This window comes from Mucilaginibacter sp. (assembly GCF_965277465.1).
In the GTDB taxonomy this organism is placed as follows: Bacteria; Bacteroidota; Bacteroidia; order Sphingobacteriales; family Sphingobacteriaceae; genus Mucilaginibacter.
This window is the reverse complement of record NZ_CBDICW010000001.1, coordinates 2,103,900-2,120,626: the sequence shown is the minus strand read 5'-3', so window position 1 is coordinate 2,120,626 and position 16,727 is coordinate 2,103,900. Positions and strand designations below refer to the sequence as shown.

11 protein-coding genes are annotated in these 16,727 nt (G+C 41.8%); 4 read left to right on the top strand and 7 right to left on the bottom strand.

The genetic code is table 11. The annotated features are described in order from the left end of the window. Positions 1–62: 62 nt before the first annotated feature. Complete coding sequence (gene mgtE, locus ACQY4U_RS09605) at positions 63–1,505, bottom strand: magnesium transporter (protein WP_428329174.1); 1,443 nt, start codon at positions 1,503–1,505, stop codon at positions 63–65. A gap of 215 nt (positions 1,506–1,720) precedes the next feature. On the opposite strand from mgtE, the gene ychF reads away from it, so the two are divergent. Next, a complete protein-coding gene (gene ychF / locus ACQY4U_RS09600; protein WP_428329173.1) occupies positions 1,721–2,824 on the top strand; it encodes a redox-regulated ATPase YchF in 1,104 nt (367 codons plus the stop codon). A gap of 107 nt (positions 2,825–2,931) precedes the next feature. Here the strand turns inward: ychF and ACQY4U_RS09595 are convergent, their stop codons facing one another. Genes ACQY4U_RS09595 through ACQY4U_RS09575 form a run of 5 tightly spaced genes read right to left on the bottom strand, consistent with a single transcriptional unit; the run spans position 2,932 to position 11,024 of the window. Next, positions 2,932–4,134, bottom strand: a complete 1,203-nt coding sequence (locus ACQY4U_RS09595) for a glycoside hydrolase family 76 protein (RefSeq protein ID WP_428329172.1) — start codon at positions 4,132–4,134, stop codon at positions 2,932–2,934. Positions 4,135–4,158: 24 nt separating this feature from the next. Further along, positions 4,159–6,513 carry a GH92 family glycosyl hydrolase gene (locus ACQY4U_RS09590; protein ID WP_428329171.1) on the bottom strand — a complete coding sequence of 785 codons (2,355 nt, stop codon included), beginning with the start codon at positions 6,511–6,513 and terminating at the stop codon, positions 4,159–4,161. Positions 6,514–6,558: 45 nt separating this feature from the next. After that, positions 6,559–7,755, bottom strand: a complete 1,197-nt coding sequence (locus tag ACQY4U_RS09585; protein ID WP_428329170.1) for a glycoside hydrolase family 76 protein — start codon at positions 7,753–7,755, stop codon at positions 6,559–6,561. A gap of 22 nt (positions 7,756–7,777) precedes the next feature. Next, a complete protein-coding gene (locus ACQY4U_RS09580) occupies positions 7,778–9,202 on the bottom strand; it encodes a sugar porter family MFS transporter (RefSeq protein WP_428329169.1) in 1,425 nt (474 codons plus the stop codon). A gap of 4 nt (positions 9,203–9,206) precedes the next feature. Beyond that, entirely contained in the window at positions 9,207–11,024 is a 1,818-nt protein-coding gene (locus ACQY4U_RS09575; protein ID WP_428329168.1) for a class I mannose-6-phosphate isomerase, read from the bottom strand. A 264-nt stretch (positions 11,025–11,288) separates the two neighbouring features. On the opposite strand from ACQY4U_RS09575, the gene ACQY4U_RS09570 reads away from it, so the two are divergent. The 3 genes from ACQY4U_RS09570 to ACQY4U_RS09560 all read left to right on the top strand — a co-directional run bounded on the left by ACQY4U_RS09570 (position 11,289) and on the right by ACQY4U_RS09560 (position 15,701). Further along, positions 11,289–12,017 carry a GntR family transcriptional regulator gene (locus ACQY4U_RS09570; protein ID WP_428329167.1) on the top strand — a complete coding sequence of 243 codons (729 nt, stop codon included), beginning with the start codon at positions 11,289–11,291 and terminating at the stop codon, positions 12,015–12,017. Positions 12,018–12,085: 68 nt separating this feature from the next. Next, entirely contained in the window at positions 12,086–14,782 is a 2,697-nt protein-coding gene (locus ACQY4U_RS09565; protein ID WP_428329166.1) for a glycoside hydrolase family 2 protein, read from the top strand. A 232-nt stretch (positions 14,783–15,014) separates the two neighbouring features. Continuing rightward, positions 15,015–15,701, top strand: a complete 687-nt coding sequence (locus ACQY4U_RS09560) for a 3-keto-disaccharide hydrolase (RefSeq protein WP_428329165.1) — start codon at positions 15,015–15,017, stop codon at positions 15,699–15,701. 173 nt (positions 15,702–15,874) lie between these two features. On the opposite strand, the gene ACQY4U_RS09555 is transcribed toward ACQY4U_RS09560, so the two are convergent. Then, complete coding sequence (locus tag ACQY4U_RS09555; protein ID WP_428329164.1) at positions 15,875–16,582, bottom strand: hypothetical protein; 708 nt, start codon at positions 16,580–16,582, stop codon at positions 15,875–15,877. Positions 16,583–16,727: the final 145 nt, after the last annotated feature.

Below are 16,727 nucleotides of genomic sequence, written 5' to 3'. Positions count from 1 at the left end.
TAAAATCTTAAAAACTATCCAATTAAAATGGAAAAATATTTTCGGTACCGGCCAAAGCGCTTTTAACAACTATAATTTATCAGCCGGGGCCAAATATGCTGTATTAAAACGGCATGATGCGCTGTTGCAGCTGGTGGATGCAGAATATCGTGCATAACCAGCGATGCAATGCTGAAGTAGATGATCAGCCCGGTTACATCAACCAAAGTAGCCACAAATGGCGCGGATGATGTTGCAGGATCGGCCCCTAATTTTTTAAGCACCAGCGGCAGCATTGAACCTGCCAGTGAACCCCAAAGTACCACTCCTATCAGCGCGAAGCCTACCGTAAATGCTATTTGCAGCCAATGTGGCCCGTAAACGGTGCTGAATGCGCTCCATATAGTTATCCTGAAAAAGCCAATTACTCCTAAAATTAGGCCAAGCATTAAGCCTGAAAGTAATTCGCGGCGCATAACACGCCACCAATCGGCAACGGTAACTTCGCCCAGGGCCATAGCCTGTATAATTAACGTTGATGCCTGCGAACCGCTGTTGCCACCGCTTGATATAATGAGCGGCAAGAAGAAGGCAAGTGCTACCACAACACCAATCTCATCGCCAAAATAACCCATAGCCGTGGCGGTAAGCATTTCGCCCAAAAACAAAACGATAAGCCAGCCAACACGTTTTTTTACTAATTTAAACAGGTTAATGTCAAGGTAAGGCTCGTCCAAAGCTTCGGTACCACCAATTTTTTGAATATCTTCGGTATACTCCTCGTTGGCTATCCACAAAATATCATCAACAGTAACAATACCTAATAAAATATCGGCATCATCGGTAACCGGCAGGGCTACCCTGTTATTCATCCTGAAAATGTTGATCGCTTCCTGCTGCGGGTCTGATGCCTTTAATGCAATCAGGCGGCCATCCATCAGCTGGCTTATTTTGGTTTCCGGGTCAACCAGCAAGATCTCGCGGATCCTGATATCATCCAATAAAACACCCTTATCACCCAAAACATATATAACGTCAATAGTTTCGGAGTTTTTACCATACTCACGGATGTGGGCAAGCACACGTTTAACATCCCAGTTTTTTTTAACGGCAATATAATCAGGGGTCATTAAGCGGCCTATGCTATCCTCTTCGTAGCCAAGCAGTTGCAAGGCTTCTTTACGATCTTCGGGCGAGAGGTGCTGGATCAGTTTCTGTACGGCATCGCCATGCAGTTCGCTAAACAGCGAGGTACGGTCATCCGGTGGCAGTTCGTTTATCAAACCGGCCACTCTTTGTCCCGAAAGTTTTTTGATGATCCGCTCCTGCGTAGGGAAATCAAGGATACGGAATACATTTACCGCACGGTTAAGCGATAAGGTTTCAATAAATAAAGGGCCATGTTCCGGAAGATCATCTATCAGCTCCTCAACGTCTGATATATTTAGGCTGTTCAAATATTCCTGTAGCTTTATATAATCTTTCTGCTCAATCAGCAGTTCTACTTGCTCAACCATCTCTTCCATAAATTCCGTTTTTACATATTTAACCTTCTGTTTGCCTAACTGGTAACGCGGGCAAAAGTCGTTTATTTTTTCAAATTATAGGCAATTTTTTCTGTTATCTTTGCTGACTTTTTGGGGGCTGGTTAATTGGGTTGGCATATTAGGTTAAGTTTTAAAGCTTACTCTCTTTTGCAACCCGGAGGGCCGTCAACCATTCAACTTAATTAACTTATAAAATGGGTTTACAATGTGGTATTGTGGGTTTGCCAAACGTAGGGAAATCAACACTTTTTAATTGCTTATCAAATGCTAAGGCACAGGCTGCTAACTTTCCGTTCTGTACAATAGAGCCTAATGTGGGCGTAATAACTGTGCCCGATGAGCGCTTAACAAAACTTACCGAAATAGTGGTGCCAAAAAATGTGGTGCCAAACGTTATTGAAATTGTTGATATAGCAGGTTTGGTTAAAGGCGCCAGCAAGGGCGAAGGTTTGGGTAACCAGTTTTTAGCCAATATACGGTCTACCAATGCTATTATACACGTTTTACGTTGTTTTGATGATGATAACGTGATCCACGTTGATGGTTCGGTTGACCCGATCCGTGATAAAGAGATCATTGATACCGAGCTGCAGTTAAAGGATCTGGATTCGATAGAAAAAAAGATCTCGAAAATTGAAAAAATGGCTAAAACAGGTGGCGACAAAGAAGCTAAAAAAGCTTTTGATGTACTTACTGTTTATAAAAACCACTTGCTTGCAGGCAAATCCGCCCGTACGGCACCGGTTGAAGAGGAAGATAAAGAATACATTGCCGATATATGGCTGCTTACTGCTAAACCAGTAATGTATGTTTGTAACGTTGATGAAGCTTCTGTAAATAAAGGAAATGCTTATGTTGATCAGGTAAAAGCTGCCGTTAAGGAAGAAAATGCCGAGGTGCTGATCATATCGGCACAGATTGAATCGGAAATTTCACAGTTGGAAACTTACGAGGAGCGCCAGATGTTTTTAGATGATCTGGGCTTAACAGAATCGGGCGTTAATAAACTAATTAAAGCTGCTTATACCCTGCTTAACCTGGCTACCTACTTTACCGCCGGTGTACAGGAAGTACGTGCCTGGACCATTACCAAAGGCTTTACAGCGCCACAGGCAGCCGGTGTTATCCATACTGATTTTGAGAAAGGGTTTATCCGTGCCGAAGTTATTAAGTATGATGATTTTGTAAAGTTCAACGGATCAGAAACTGTGATTAAAGAAAACGGTAAGATGAGCGTTGAAGGTAAAACATATATAGTGCAGGATGGCGACATTATGCACTTCAGGTTTAACGTATAAGTTAACCAAAAAAAACTGCGTTCCGGATCTCATCCCGGAACGCAGATACTAAAACCAGCCCAATTTATACTGGCTCAACTATACCCCTGTAGCTTATTAAAAGTTTCCTAATTATTCCTGCTCCGCTCTAACTGGCTCAGCCTTGCGTACATTTCGGCAATGGAGGCTTCTACTAATAACCATTTTGGTTTTTGCATTTCGGCCGGGTTTGGCGTAAAGCTTTTGGTTACAAAGCCATACTGGTCGCGCGTATTATCCCAGGCATAGTCCAGGTCTTTACTAATGGCCTCTATGTAATTGTAATTGCCGTCTACAGCATATAAAGCTGCATATCCCCTTACCAATACGGCAACAAACCATGGCTCATCAATACGCATATTTAGATGCGCATCGTGCTTTTCGTTTTTAAAATGCTGGTACGTACCATTTGCAATATGCTTTGCCTCCGCTAAATATTTAACATCTTTTGTAAACTGGTATAAAAGTACCGAGGCTTCTAATATGGAGCCCGAGTTATAGGTCCAATAGGTTTTGTTAACACTGCCATCAGCTGTTTTTTTATCGTTATAAAAAACACCATCGGGGTTGCTTAAGTTGGCTTGCATCCAGTTGTAAAACCGGGTGCCCCATTTAAGGTAATATGGGTCTTTGGTTGCTTTATACAGCTTAAGCGCCACTAACAAAGCCATCCCGTTGCTGCATGCCGGCTTTTGATCTTTATGTCCTTCGAGCCAAAAAATGCCTCCGCCTAATTGCTCATCCCATCCGCTGATGATAAATTTAAATACCGTTTTGGCTCTTGTAAGGTATACCGGGTTTTTAGTGTTAAAATAAGCTTCCATGTATTCAATACCTACAAGGCCGTTATCGTCATAATACCTGTCGTCTTTTTCAAACATGGATGGGTACGCCTGGTAACCTGTTGGCTTGCGGATGGTATCGCGATATTTTTCTATCCCGGTTACCATGCTATCCAGATAGGGCAGGTATTTTTTGCGGGTAGCTGGTAATTGTAGCAATACATTAGTAGCCGAAAAAACACCCGAGAACGGCCATAAAAAACTAATGGCCTTTGGTTTTACTTTTGCACCCTGAAAATAATCGAGCGAATCTTTTTTATCAGTTGGATAGTTCTCAGCAAACAGGCAGCTGTATGCTGGCACCCTATAATTTTTCCATATAAGGCTATACATTTTTTCGGCCCGTTGCAGGTATATTACCGATTTTTTTTGTGCCGATACCACAGTACCGATTAATAGCCAAACGGCAATTAATAAGACAGTTTTTATGTTGACTGAACCAAAGTACATAAGTGTTAATATTTATATTAATTATTACTGTACCGATGGCGGCGGTGTTTGTATACCCCAGGCTTTATTGGGTTTACTACCCATTATAAATACAATTTTACCACCTTTCATTAGTTCAGACCGATAAAGCCAGCAGTTAGCCAATGGTTTGCCATTAAATACTACCGACTGGATATAAAGATTGGTTTTTGAATTGTTCTTAGCCTCGATAACCAGCTTTTTACCATCGCCCAAAGTAATGGTGGCCTTATCAAATACGGGGCTGCTCAATTCTACAATTGGTTTGGCATCGGTAAAGCCCTTTACATCAAATATGCCCAAAGCCGTCATCACATACCATGAACCTAACTGCCCCTGATCCTCATCCTGCCCGTAGCCATAACCGTGAATAGGTTCTATTCCATAAAATTCATCGCAGATCAGCCTCGTCCACTTTTGGGTTAACCATGGCTTGCCCGAAAAATTAAACAACCAACTGATGTGTAAACTTGGCTCGTTCCCGTGATTATAAATAGAGGTGATACCCGCAAAGGCATTGATCGTTTTCCCGCCACCAAAGCCGTCTTTCTCTGATTTTTCAAAAATATCGTTCAGGTTGGTGTTAAAGTAATCCTTACCTAAGGTTGAGATCAGCGCATTGGGGTTTTGCGGCACGTAAAAAGTGTACTGCATGGCATTACCTTCCTGGTAACCACGCCATGGGGCATAAGGATCAAACTTATCAATAAAAGTACCGTCGGCACGTTTGGGCTGCAGCAGTTTATTAGCCGGGTTATATAAGTAACGCCAGCCGTTTGAGTATTTAATGAATTTTTTATAATCGGCAGTTTTACCTAAATTCTTTGCCATCTGCGCTGCGGCAAAGGCGCTGAAACTGTATTCGAGTGTATGCGAAGCTGAGAAATGCGCACCTGTGGAATCTGTTTTATCGGCCTCAATAAATGGCGAATAACCATATTGCAAAAATGCCTTGGTATCCATTTTACCTGATCCGGGTTTCCGGTTCTTAAAACCCAGTTCATTACCTTTCACTGCCTGGTAAGCCAGGTTAATATCGTAATTACGGATACCCGACTGGTATGCAGCAGCCACAGTAAGGCCCACAAAGTTTGTACCCACGCCCGATACATATTCGCTATTGGCAATGCCATCGCCAAACCAGCCTTTATCTTTATAGATCTGTAATTGGGTGTGTACAAAATCTTCGTACCATTCAGGATATGATAATGACCATAGCTGGGTTAAATCCCAGTATGCTCCCCAAATGGCATCGGTATTAATAAAATTATAGCTTAGCTTACCCTTGGCATCCAGCGGTAACTGCCCAATTTTGCCGCCATGTATAGGATATGCGCCATTAACATCACTCGCTACTCCCCGGCCTAACAAGGCATGGAACAATCCTGTATAAAACTTAATTTTGGCGGTATCGTCCTTACCATGCACGGTAAGTTTACCCAATTCCTGCTGCCATGTTTTTTGGGCATTTATTTTTGCCTGGTTAAAGGTAAGCCCGTTTGCTTCGGCAACGAGGTTTGCTTTGGCATTGGCTGTTGAGGTGTAAGAAAGCCCTACTTTTATCTCGATAGATTCATCCTTTGTAGTTTTGTAGTTTAAAAACAACCCTGCACCTTTTCCATTTGCCGATGCTGAGTTTGGGGTGATGCCTGCCGCGTTAAACGAACCCACAGTTTCAGGTTTTTTGCTGATCTCGCCATAAAAATACATGGCTACCTTTCCTTGTGGATCGTACTGGGCAACATATTTGGGATAAGTGATCACAAAGCCTTCAAAATGTGTATCATCTAACATCTTAATACCGGCATCGGTAACGGCGCCACTTTCGCCCTGTACATTGCCAATATCCAGAATAATATGCGCGTGCTCATTTTGCGGAAAAGTATACCTATGGAAACCAACCCGCTTGGTAGCGGTAAGCTCGGCTGTAATGTTATATTTATCAAGCAGTACTTTATAATAACCCGGCTGGGCTATTTGATTTTTACGATCAAACGCTGAGCGGTAGCCACTGTTAGGTGTATCCAAAGCGCCGGGTTTAACCAGCAGCGGGCCTGTTGTAGGCATAAAGCTAACGCCCCCTACCTGCCACTCGTGGAAATGTACAAACCCTTCGATAGAGTTTTGGCGGGTATCGTACCCTACGGCTTCCCATCCCTGGGCATTGCCGTAATGCCCGTTGGTTGATGGTGCCAGCTTGGCCATACCACCCGGCACTGCGGCAGGTGTATAGAAAAACCACCGGCTATGAGCCGTGCCTATATTAGGGTCGACGTATTTTAACAGGTTTTGTGCCTGTGATACTGTTGATGACAACAGTAAAGCAGCCGTTATAACCTTTAGACTAAATTTTATTTTCATTAAGCTAATTTTAAACAAAAGTATTATCAATTACGGTTAACTATATTACTTATACTTTGCGAGCAGCACCTGTACCCTTTGCATCCAGGCCTGGTCAACACCCTCTAAATTAGTATAGCGCCCGGCACCATCCAAGCCTGCATATTGGTAATAGCCGTTACTATTGGCATCGCGCAGCACCACATTTATAGCATCAATATTCCCCTTGGCATAAGTAAGCCAGCTTGAATTTTTATCAGCCTCATAAAGCCTGATCATTGCCTGCGATGCCCAACCACAATAACAGGGGTTTACCCTAATATCAGTCGTGTTAAAAATAAATACATTGTGCGATGGGTTCCACAAGGTGGTTATCATTGCCGTACCCAATGCCTGCGCTTTTGCCAAGTAACTGTTATCGCCCATAATGGTACTGTATAACAAGTCGGCCTCTACCATAATGGCATTATCATAGGTAAAGTTTTGGGTGTCAACTTTGCCGCTGCTTTCAATTTGCCAAATATAAAGGCCATTGGTATTGCTGTACATTTTGGTATTTAACCAGGTATTGATATTAACGGCCCAATCGTGATAAATAGCCTGACCCGTAATTTTATACAAACGCAGAAACAACTGCAAGGCTAACCCGTTTGATTGGGTAGGCTTATTGGGTTTATCGGTGTTCCACCAAAAACCACCACCGAAGGTGGTATCCCACAGGCCACTTTTTATAAGCCAGTTTGCGCAAGCCTGGGCTGAGGCAAGGTATGCTGCCTGTGTTGACCCGGTGGTTACATCATAAGCCTCAAGGTAAGCAATACCGGTTAAGGAGTTATCATCAACATATTTTGTGCCCGATGAACCGCTGCCATCTAAATTGGCAAAGGCAAAATAGCCGCCGTTAACATCGTTTTTATCCCAAAGGTTGCCTAGCCAGTTATAGGTATTGTTCATCCGGGTGGTGTAGGATGCATTGCCTGCTGCTACCATTGCTGCATCGGCATAGATCTGACTGGCGTTATACCATTCGTAAGCCGTATTGGCATTATTGGTAGTATTTGCCCGATAGCTATTGTAAGAGGTTAGCAGGTTGTTCGTGCTAAAAGTATAGGTTTGCACCGCTTTTGTCAGGTAGGCCGAAACTATTGGCGAAGTATCAGCTTTGGTAGTGCCGCCACTGCCCTGCGGCGATACTTTTTGTTTACTGCACGATGTTGCTAAAACTATTAAAACAGCCAGCCATCCGTATAAAATATTTTTCATAATAATTGGTTTGATGATGTTATTACTGCCTTTTTAATGTTTTGTTAAAGCTTTGTTTCCAGTACGCTTCAATGTTTTCGAGCGACCGGCCTTTGGTTTCGGGAATCAGCTTCCAGGTGAGCCACAGTGCGGGTGAGCAGCAGATGGCAAAGATCCAGAAGGTGTATGACGAGCCTAAGCCTTCTAACATTGCAGGGGTTAGCTGCCCAACTAAAAAGTTACCTATCCATAACGAGAGCGTGGCCAGCGCCATTGCTTTACCACGAATGGCATTAGGGAATATTTCGCCTATTACCACCCAGCAAACCGGGCCGAACGAAAAAGCAAAACAGGCAATAAAAGCTAAAATAAAGATCAGGATCCAGGGGCCGGAGGTTAAGCCTGCGGCAAACAAAGCGCCGATGATGATCAGCGAAAATACTGCGCCACCTATGCCGACAAATAAAAGCGGCCGGCGCCCCCACCTGTCAATAGTAAAAATGGCCACAAAGGTAAATACTACATTTACCAAACCAATGGTTACCTGCCCACCGAGAGCATTGTTTAGCGTAAAGCCTGCCTGTTCTAATATACGGGGGCCATAATAGATAACGGCATTGATACCGCATACCTGCGACAGAAAAGGTAATAGTAAACCTATCCATAGGGCCTTGCGGTACACGGGTTTAAATAATTCTTTTAATGAGTCGGAACCAGCCTCGTTAGCCGATGATTTGAAAGAGGCGATCTCATTTTGGGCGGCATCAAGGCCATCAATCTTAACCAATATATCGGTTGCTTTTTTTTCCTGCCCTTTTAAAAGCAGCCACCTCGGCGATTCGGGAACCATAAATAAAGATACCAGGAAAATGGCTGCAGGTAAAGCACCTAAACCAAGCATGGCGCGCCATACTTCTGCCGAAAAAATCTTATGGGTTGCTTCACTGCTAAAGGTATCGCCGGCATGGTTAGCTAAATAGGCATTTGTAAAGTAGGCCAGTACAATACCAACAGTTAATGCTAATTGGTATAATGAAACCATCATCCCCCTGAAACGTGAGGGCGAAAACTCAGAAATATAAAGCGGAGATACCATTGAAGCCACCCCGATACCCAAACCACCAATAAGCCTGAAGATTATAAGCGCTGTAAATGAACCCGAATACATACAACCCAATGCTGATATCAGGAACAACACTGCGGAAAGGATGAGCACCAGCTTACGGCCATATTTATCGCTCAGTTTGCCCGAAATGCTTACACCAATTATACAACCCAGCAATGCACAGCTCACAAACCAGCCTTCGTGCAGGGCATCAAGGTTAAAATCGTGTTTTACCAGGCTTACCGTGCCCGATATAACGGCGGTATCAAACCCAAATAAAAACCCGCCTAATGCTGCCACAAGGCATACTAAGTAAAGGTAAGTACTGCTATGTTGTTGTGTATCTGTTGTTACAATCTTCATTTTGTTATTTTAAAAATGCTTTGATAACCCTTGCTTTACCCCCACCCAAATTGCTAAGCTTGTAACCTTTTGCCGCCGCCGGGATTACAAATGTTTCGGCATAGGCATATTTTTGTTTAGTACCGCCGGTTGTTTCAACCCATACGGATTCACCTTCCACCAGCATCAGTATATGGCAACGGTTGTTATTATCAATTGTAATATCTGTTTCAAAATCAATGCGGTGCACATCGTAAAAATGATCGGCATGGGTAGGCAGATGGATCAATTCATAATCACTGCCTTTTTCAATTACTAAGGGTTTTGAAATAAGGGTTTCCTGTACCAGCTTACCCTTGCGCTCAAAATCAAGGTTATTAAAGGCATGTTCAATATTTATTGGGCGTGGTTTGCCTTCCAGGTCAAGCCGTACCCAATCGTACATTTTAAAGGTAAAAATGTAGGGCGTGGCGCTAATTTCAAGCACCATATTATTTGCGCCGGCGCTATGTACCGTGCCGTTAGGGATCAGGAACAGATCGTGCTTTTTTGCGGTGTGCGATTGTACATAATCTTCAATCTCAATTTCAGTACCCTCACGCTGGCTTTTCAGTAAAGCATCTTTAAACTCAGCAGGGTTAATATTTTCCTGAAAACCGAGGTATACGTTTGCCCCTTCGGCACAGTCAAGTATATAATAGGTTTCGTCCTGCGTAATGGTTTCTCCAAAATTTTGCTGGATATATTTTAGCCGCGGGTGGCATTGGATAGACAGGTTGCCGCCGGCGAAAGTATCTAAAAAATCAAACCGGATTGGAAATTCATCGCCAAATTTATCAGCATGTTCGCCCAATACTTGCTGCCTGTTACTGAACATCAAAAAATCAAATGATGCTTCGAGCAGGTAACCGTTACTTTGAAAGATCAATCCATTCTCGGGCACTATCAGCTCAAACGACCATGCGTAGTTCACCACATCGGGGTTTACGTTAGGGATGTGCTGCTTTATCCACTGCCCGCCCCATGCACCCGGCTCAAACCAGGGCCGAACACGGATAGTTGAATGGCTTAATTGATTAAGTGCTGCTATAAAATCACTGCCATGCATCCAGTTAATATCATTTATCCACTGGCCATCAGCTAATACTTTTATTTTATTAAGGATTGCTTTTTTATGCTGATTAAGCAGCACCCAATCCACAAAATAAAATCTTTTATACATAGCGAATGGCTCAGTAATGGCAGTACTGCCCAAATTACCAATTGAACCTGCCCGCATCCTGAACTGGATCTCGTTTTTTGGCAGATCGATATAGATCAGCGGGGCATACCAGCTGGCAAGTGCCGCGCCTGTACCTATAACAATATTTATATCATAATCAGCCTTTGGCAATTGCGCCGCAAAGGCATCATTATTAAACAGATCTTTCAGCTGTAAAGTACAGCGTGTTCCCCAAACGGCGTCTGGTTCGCCTAAAAAAGGTTTAACCAGTGCATTAATTTCGGTTTCGGTTTTTAAGTAAGTAGCGGCATTTACCCAGTTAATGCTAAGGCCTGCTTTGCTTATCTCCGTAGTTAGGGCCTGTTGTATCGAGTTCCAGAAAACACCGCCATAACCATCAATAACTACCGTTTTTTGTTGGATGATCCATTCGGCAAGCGAACTGTAACCGTTAAAAATCTGATCGTTTCCTAATGTGCAAACGGGGTAAATATCATATTCACCCTCCTTCACTACATAATTATCCAGGCGAACAGGCATCAGGTACTGCGATGTTTTACGAAGTATTTCCTCTTCGTTTTTTTTTACAATGATTGGATCAGAAGTATTATTTAAACTCATATTTTAATTGTAGTAATGTACATACATATTAATTGATACATAAAAATGCCTTTTCAGTAATTAATTTTTTCAGGAAGTTTGATGTATAACGGTTTATATGTTATTATGTACAAACATATAAATAATTTCAAAATTCCAATTTATTTATCGAAATAATTATCGCTGATAGCTAAACAAGGCTTTTAATTGATTTTAAAGCCTAAACTATGTACAAACAATATAACTAATAATCAAAATGCTTACTATTGTATATTAACAATTGCTATGAAGTATTCTATCGATCATAAAAGCCCTATCCCACTCCATGCACAGGCCGAATCGCTTTTAAGAAAACTGATTGAAGAGGAAGAATATCAGAATGGCAAAATATTTCCAAACGAGGTTGAGCTTGCCAAACAATTAGCCATATCACGCACCACGTTAAGGCAGGCTATTAATAAATTAGTTTTTGAGGGCTTGTTAGTCCGCAAAAAAAGAACCGGCACTAAGGTTGCCCCGCAAGCCGTTAGCTCCAAATCAAATAACTGGCTCAGCTTCTCGCAGGAAATGAAACTGCGCGGCATCCCCATTAAAAACTTTGAACTGCACGTTACCTGGGTATTTCCTGATGAAACCCTTGCTAACTTTTTCGAGATAAAAACAGACCGTAAAATATTAAAAATGGAAAGGGTTAGAGGTAAACCGGATGAGCCCTTTGTTTATTTCGCCTCCTACTTTCACCCCCGCGTTGGCTTAACCGGCGAGGAAGATTTTAAAAAACCGCTATACGAACTGCTTGAAACTGAACACTCCATAGTTGCCACGCTATCGAAAGAAGAAATAAGTGCCAAAGCTGCCGATGCCTTTATTGCTGGTAAACTTAAAATTGCAGTGGGCAACCCGGTATTGTTTCGCAAGCGTTTTGTTTTTGACCAGGGCGAGCGGCCCATTGAATACAATATTGGCTATTACAAGGCCGATAGCTTTGTTTATACCGTTGAAAGTTCAAGGTAATAACCAGTTTTTGTATAAAAAATAAGATAGCATTATAGGTAAATTTATATTTGTTATACCTTAGGGATATGTTTGCTAATGCTCCATTTAACAAAACCATAACCTATAAAAGGTTATCCGCAAAAAGAATTTATTTATCAGCTACGGCTTTCCTCCTTCTTCTTTTATTGCTGAATATCAGCACAAAAGCTCAAAGCACAATTGAGCTGAACGAGGGCTGGAAATGCGAAAAGTTAGCGGATGTTCATGCTGATGGCATACAGGTTTCCAAAATAAACTTCCCTGTTATTAACTGGTTAAATGCTACCGTTCCGGGTACTGTTTTAACTACTTTACTCAATAACAAACAGATCCCTGATCCTTTTTGGGGGATGAACAATGCCCATATTAAAGATATTTATGATACCGGCCGCGATTATTATACCTATTGGTTTGTTAAAGATTTTAACCAGCCCATACAAACCGGCAAGCAGGTATATCTAAATTTAAGAGGCGTAAACTACAGCTGCGAGCTTTATCTTAACGGTAAAAAAGTAAATGCCCAAACACACTATGGCATGTTTTTAAGGCAGCGATATAACATTACCGCTTTACTCAGCAAAAATGGCAATAACAGGCTGGCTGTTTTGGTTTACCCGCCCAACCCGGTTGGTAACCCTAATGGCGGACAGGGCGGCGATGGGCAGATAGCAAAAAATGTAGGCTTGCAATACACCGCTGGCTGGGACTGGATACAACCTATGCGCGACAGGAACACCGGCATCTGGGATAAAGTAACCCTTGAAACCACCGGGGCCATTGCCATTACTGATCCGCATGTAATTACACTGGTGCCGGGCATTAGGCAGGTAAACGGCGTACAGCAGCCTGCTACTATTAAGGCATCAACCACGCTATCAAACCCCACAGATAAAGCAGTTAGCGGGGTTTTACAATTTACTATTGGCGGCCAAAAGGTGGTTAAAAGTGTAATTATTGCCCCACGGTCAAATACAGAAGTTGCGTTAAAAGATCTTTTACTCACTAATCCAAAACTTTGGTGGCCTAATGGTTATGGAGGGCAGTACCTTTATAAAAGCAGTATTCAGTTTACAACAGCCGGTAAGCTATCAGACCAGCAGGATGTTAATGTTGGTGTAAGGCAGATTGAAACCAGCTGGAACGAACAAACCCATAGCAGGCAGATTGCAGTTAACGGCCAAAAGATATTTATTAAGGGCGGCAACTGGATCATATCTGATGCCATGCTTCGTTTTTTGGATGCGCGGTATGATGCCGAAGTGCGTTTTCACCGGAACATGAATTTGAACCTGATAAGGGTTTGGGGCGGTGCATTGGTGGAGCGGCCCGAGTTTTATAACGCCTGCGACAAATATGGCCTGCTGGTTTTCCAGGACTTCTGGGTATCGGGCGATGCAAATGGCCGCTGGGAAGACCCCATGAAAAAAGACGACCAATGGACCCGCCGCAAGTATCCGGACGATCATAAATTATACCTTGAATCATTGGCCGACCAGGTAAAGATGGTACGTAACCACCCCTCGCTGGCTATATGGTGCGGGGGTAATGAGATAACCCCGCCACAGGATATTCTGTTACCTGTAAGGGATTCTATCCTGCCTAAATTAGATGGTACCCGCTGGTTTGTGGAGTATTCCAACTCTGATAAAATGTCGCTCAATACGCTTGGCGGCAATGGCGACGGGCCCTACGGCATTCAGCCCGATTCCTTGTTCTGGAAGCAGCGTACTTTTCCGTTTAATTCTGAGATTGGATCGGTTGGTATAAATGATATTGAATCTTTAAAGCGTTTTATCCCTACAAAAAATCTGGTAGTGCCGGAGTTTTCTAAAGAAAAAAATAAAACAAAGGCTGATTCGGTTTGGGATTATCATAAATACATTGGCTATGATGCCGCCATTGAGCCTTACGGAAAAGCAAGCAGTGTTAAAGACTTTGCCGACAAAGCACAGTTAGTAAATTACAACCAGTACCGCGCCTTGATGGAAGGCTTTAGCGCCCACATGTGGGATTGGTACACAGGTGTGATCATCTGGAAAACACAAAACCCCTGGACAGCCATGCGCGGACAGATGTATGATTATTACCTTGACCCCAATGCATGTTTATATGGCTTGCACAGCGGCAGCGAGCCTTTACACGTAATGTACAATCCGCTTAACGGTATGGTTACCATTGTTAACAACACCTTTGAAACCAAACGCGATATGATGCTGATTGTGAAAACTTACGATATGCAAGGCAAAGAAACCGTGCTAACCCAGGTTTTTGAAGAGATGCTGCCCACATCGGTAAAGGGTTTTGTACCCTTAAAAGATGATGTTAGCCGGCTGGCAAAAAAAGAAGGCGTGTTTTTATCCATGCAACTGCTTGATCTGCAAAAGAACATACTGAGCAATAACCTGTATTGGCTGCCCGATGAAAAAGGCGAATACTCCGGCTTACAGAAAATGGCACAAGCGCAGGTTGATATTGAGGCCAGGCAGGTATCACCCGGAAAAGTTGAGGTTACCCTAACTAACCCGGCTAATGCGCCGCTTGCATTTTTTAACCGTTTATCGTTAGTTAACCAGCAGGGGGGCGAACGCCTTCTCCCTGTTTTTTACAGTGATAACTATGTATCAATATTACCTGGCACACAAAAAACAATCACCTTAAATTACGATCCTGAAAAATACAAACAAACACCCGCAGTAAGCATCAGTGGCTGGAATTTAAAGGAACGGACGATAGCTATTAAATAGTTGTTGCGCAAAATATTAAAAAGGAAGAGGCTGTATCAAAAGTCAATTTCATTAAAAAGTTGCCAAATAATACTTGTCTATGCGCTCCGTGTCTTAAACTTTGCGCTTTTTGCGGTTAATTTTACCACAAAGAGCGCAAAGAAGCACAGCGCTTTTCAGTTGCAAACCTTATGCTTTTGTTTTTTTCTTTAGATTTGAAAATAAACCGTTTTATAATCTTAAACTTCCGGCAATGAAAAAAAATCTGCTTTTAATAACGCTAATTACCATCAGCGTGAATTTATATGCCCAAAACGACCATAAATGGCATTATTTGTTTGATGGTAAATCAATAAACCAATTACGGGGCTATAAAATGGATACTTTTCCAAATGCCTGGAAAATTGAAGATGGTGCCCTGGTAGCTCAAACAGATGTACCAAACGTTGACCTTGTGAGTAAGGGCACCTACACCAATTTCGACCTTACTTTGGAGTGGGCCGTTTCAAAAGCGGGAAACAGCGGTATATTTTATAACGTGCAGGAAAATTCAAGTCACGAGTCGGGTAACGGCAATAGCCCCAACTGGCTGGATAATTTCGAGTTCCAGCTATTGGATGATATTGATTTTAATGATCATGAGCCCCGGCGTTCAGCAGGGTCATTGTATGACCTGATCACCCCGGTTAATAAACAGCTTAAGCCGGTTGGTGAGTTTAATACTGCACGTTTATTAGTTAATCATGGCCATGTAGAACAATGGCTGAACGGTAAAAAGGTGGTTGAATATGAAATTGGCTCTACAGAATTGAATGATCTGATAGCCAAAAGTAAATACAGAACCAACCCTAATTTCGCAAAATCAACCAGCGGACATATTATGTTCCAGCATCACGGACAAAAGGTTTGGTTAAAAAACATTAGGATCAAGCAGTTGTAATTGATGATAGGTCAATAACCTTTTACTTGGTTAGTTAAAAAATAAAAAAGCGGGATAATTGCCTTCAGTTGGCGTAGTCCCGCTTTTTGCTTGCGACAATACACTTTTTGAACCAATTTATGTATGATTAAAGAAATTGGTCAATGGGGGAAATAATATAACTCATCCTTTTTTTAGCGCGTCCAATTTTCTAGTTTGCCTTCAACATTGTAAAAAAGTTCTAAGTAATATTTTTCTACGTAAGGTTGACCGTGCCATCTTATAATATCAAATTGCAATTTTTTAAATTTTCTTTTGAACTTTTCTATGCACTTTTTATGATCATCAATCTCTATTTGAGCGGTATCTTTATTATTTGTGTTAGGCATTAATTCAACATTGCTGACTTTACCTTTTTCATTTATAGAAATTAAATATTTATCATCACAACCGCAGTCAGATAGTTTTTTCCAATTAAATTTTTTGACTAATTTAAATAATGTATCTGTTATATGTTTTCGATTACTATCTAAACGAGAAATTCCATTTTTAACAGGTATATAATTATTTACAATTCTTTTTCCCACCAGATTTCCATTTTTGAAATTAAAAATTTCTTCTTTAAAATATGTCCTGCTGAAAACCCCATCCCATTTTAACATTTTGTCTTTCGCTAAGGCAAGATATGAGGAAAACCAATATGCCAAAACCTTTCCATTGTAATAATGATTTGGAAATGTCCTTTTTAGTATCTCATTGCTATTTGCATAGCCCTTAATGCCCACAAGGTAAAGTTGTTTATCAATAATCTGCCAGTATGCCTGGTAACCCCTCCATAAATTAAAGGATAACCGTGAATCAGAACCATCGATGTTTAGATTTTTACAAAACTCCTTTTGCATTAATGAGTCTAAATGATTTAGTGGTAAAAAGAAAATTGATATGGTGTCTTTACCCGTGATCAAATAGTCTGGTGCTTGGGGACTGGCCTTTGCATTTATGAAAGTTAGAATAAAAAATGATACAGTAAATATCAACTTTATGAAA

Coding starts and splice junctions, on each gene's coding strand:
- mgtE (WP_428329174.1), bottom strand. CDS start 1,505: ATGGAAGAGATGGTTGAGCAAGTAGAACTGCTGATTGAGCAGAAAGAT.
- ychF (WP_428329173.1), top strand. CDS start 1,721: ATGGGTTTACAATGTGGTATTGTGGGTTTGCCAAACGTAGGGAAATCA.
- ACQY4U_RS09595 (WP_428329172.1), bottom strand. CDS start 4,134: ATGTACTTTGGTTCAGTCAACATAAAAACTGTCTTATTAATTGCCGTT.
- ACQY4U_RS09590 (WP_428329171.1), bottom strand. CDS start 6,513: ATGAAAATAAAATTTAGTCTAAAGGTTATAACGGCTGCTTTACTGTTG.
- ACQY4U_RS09585 (WP_428329170.1), bottom strand. CDS start 7,755: ATGAAAAATATTTTATACGGATGGCTGGCTGTTTTAATAGTTTTAGCA.
- ACQY4U_RS09580 (WP_428329169.1), bottom strand. CDS start 9,202: ATGAAGATTGTAACAACAGATACACAACAACATAGCAGTACTTACCTT.
- ACQY4U_RS09575 (WP_428329168.1), bottom strand. CDS start 11,024: ATGAGTTTAAATAATACTTCTGATCCAATCATTGTAAAAAAAAACGAA.
- ACQY4U_RS09570 (WP_428329167.1), top strand. CDS start 11,289: ATGAAGTATTCTATCGATCATAAAAGCCCTATCCCACTCCATGCACAG.
- ACQY4U_RS09565 (WP_428329166.1), top strand. CDS start 12,086: ATGTTTGCTAATGCTCCATTTAACAAAACCATAACCTATAAAAGGTTA.
- ACQY4U_RS09560 (WP_428329165.1), top strand. CDS start 15,015: ATGAAAAAAAATCTGCTTTTAATAACGCTAATTACCATCAGCGTGAAT.
- ACQY4U_RS09555 (WP_428329164.1), bottom strand. CDS start 16,582: ATGCAAAAGGAGTTTTGTAAAAATCTAAACATCGATGGTTCTGATTCA.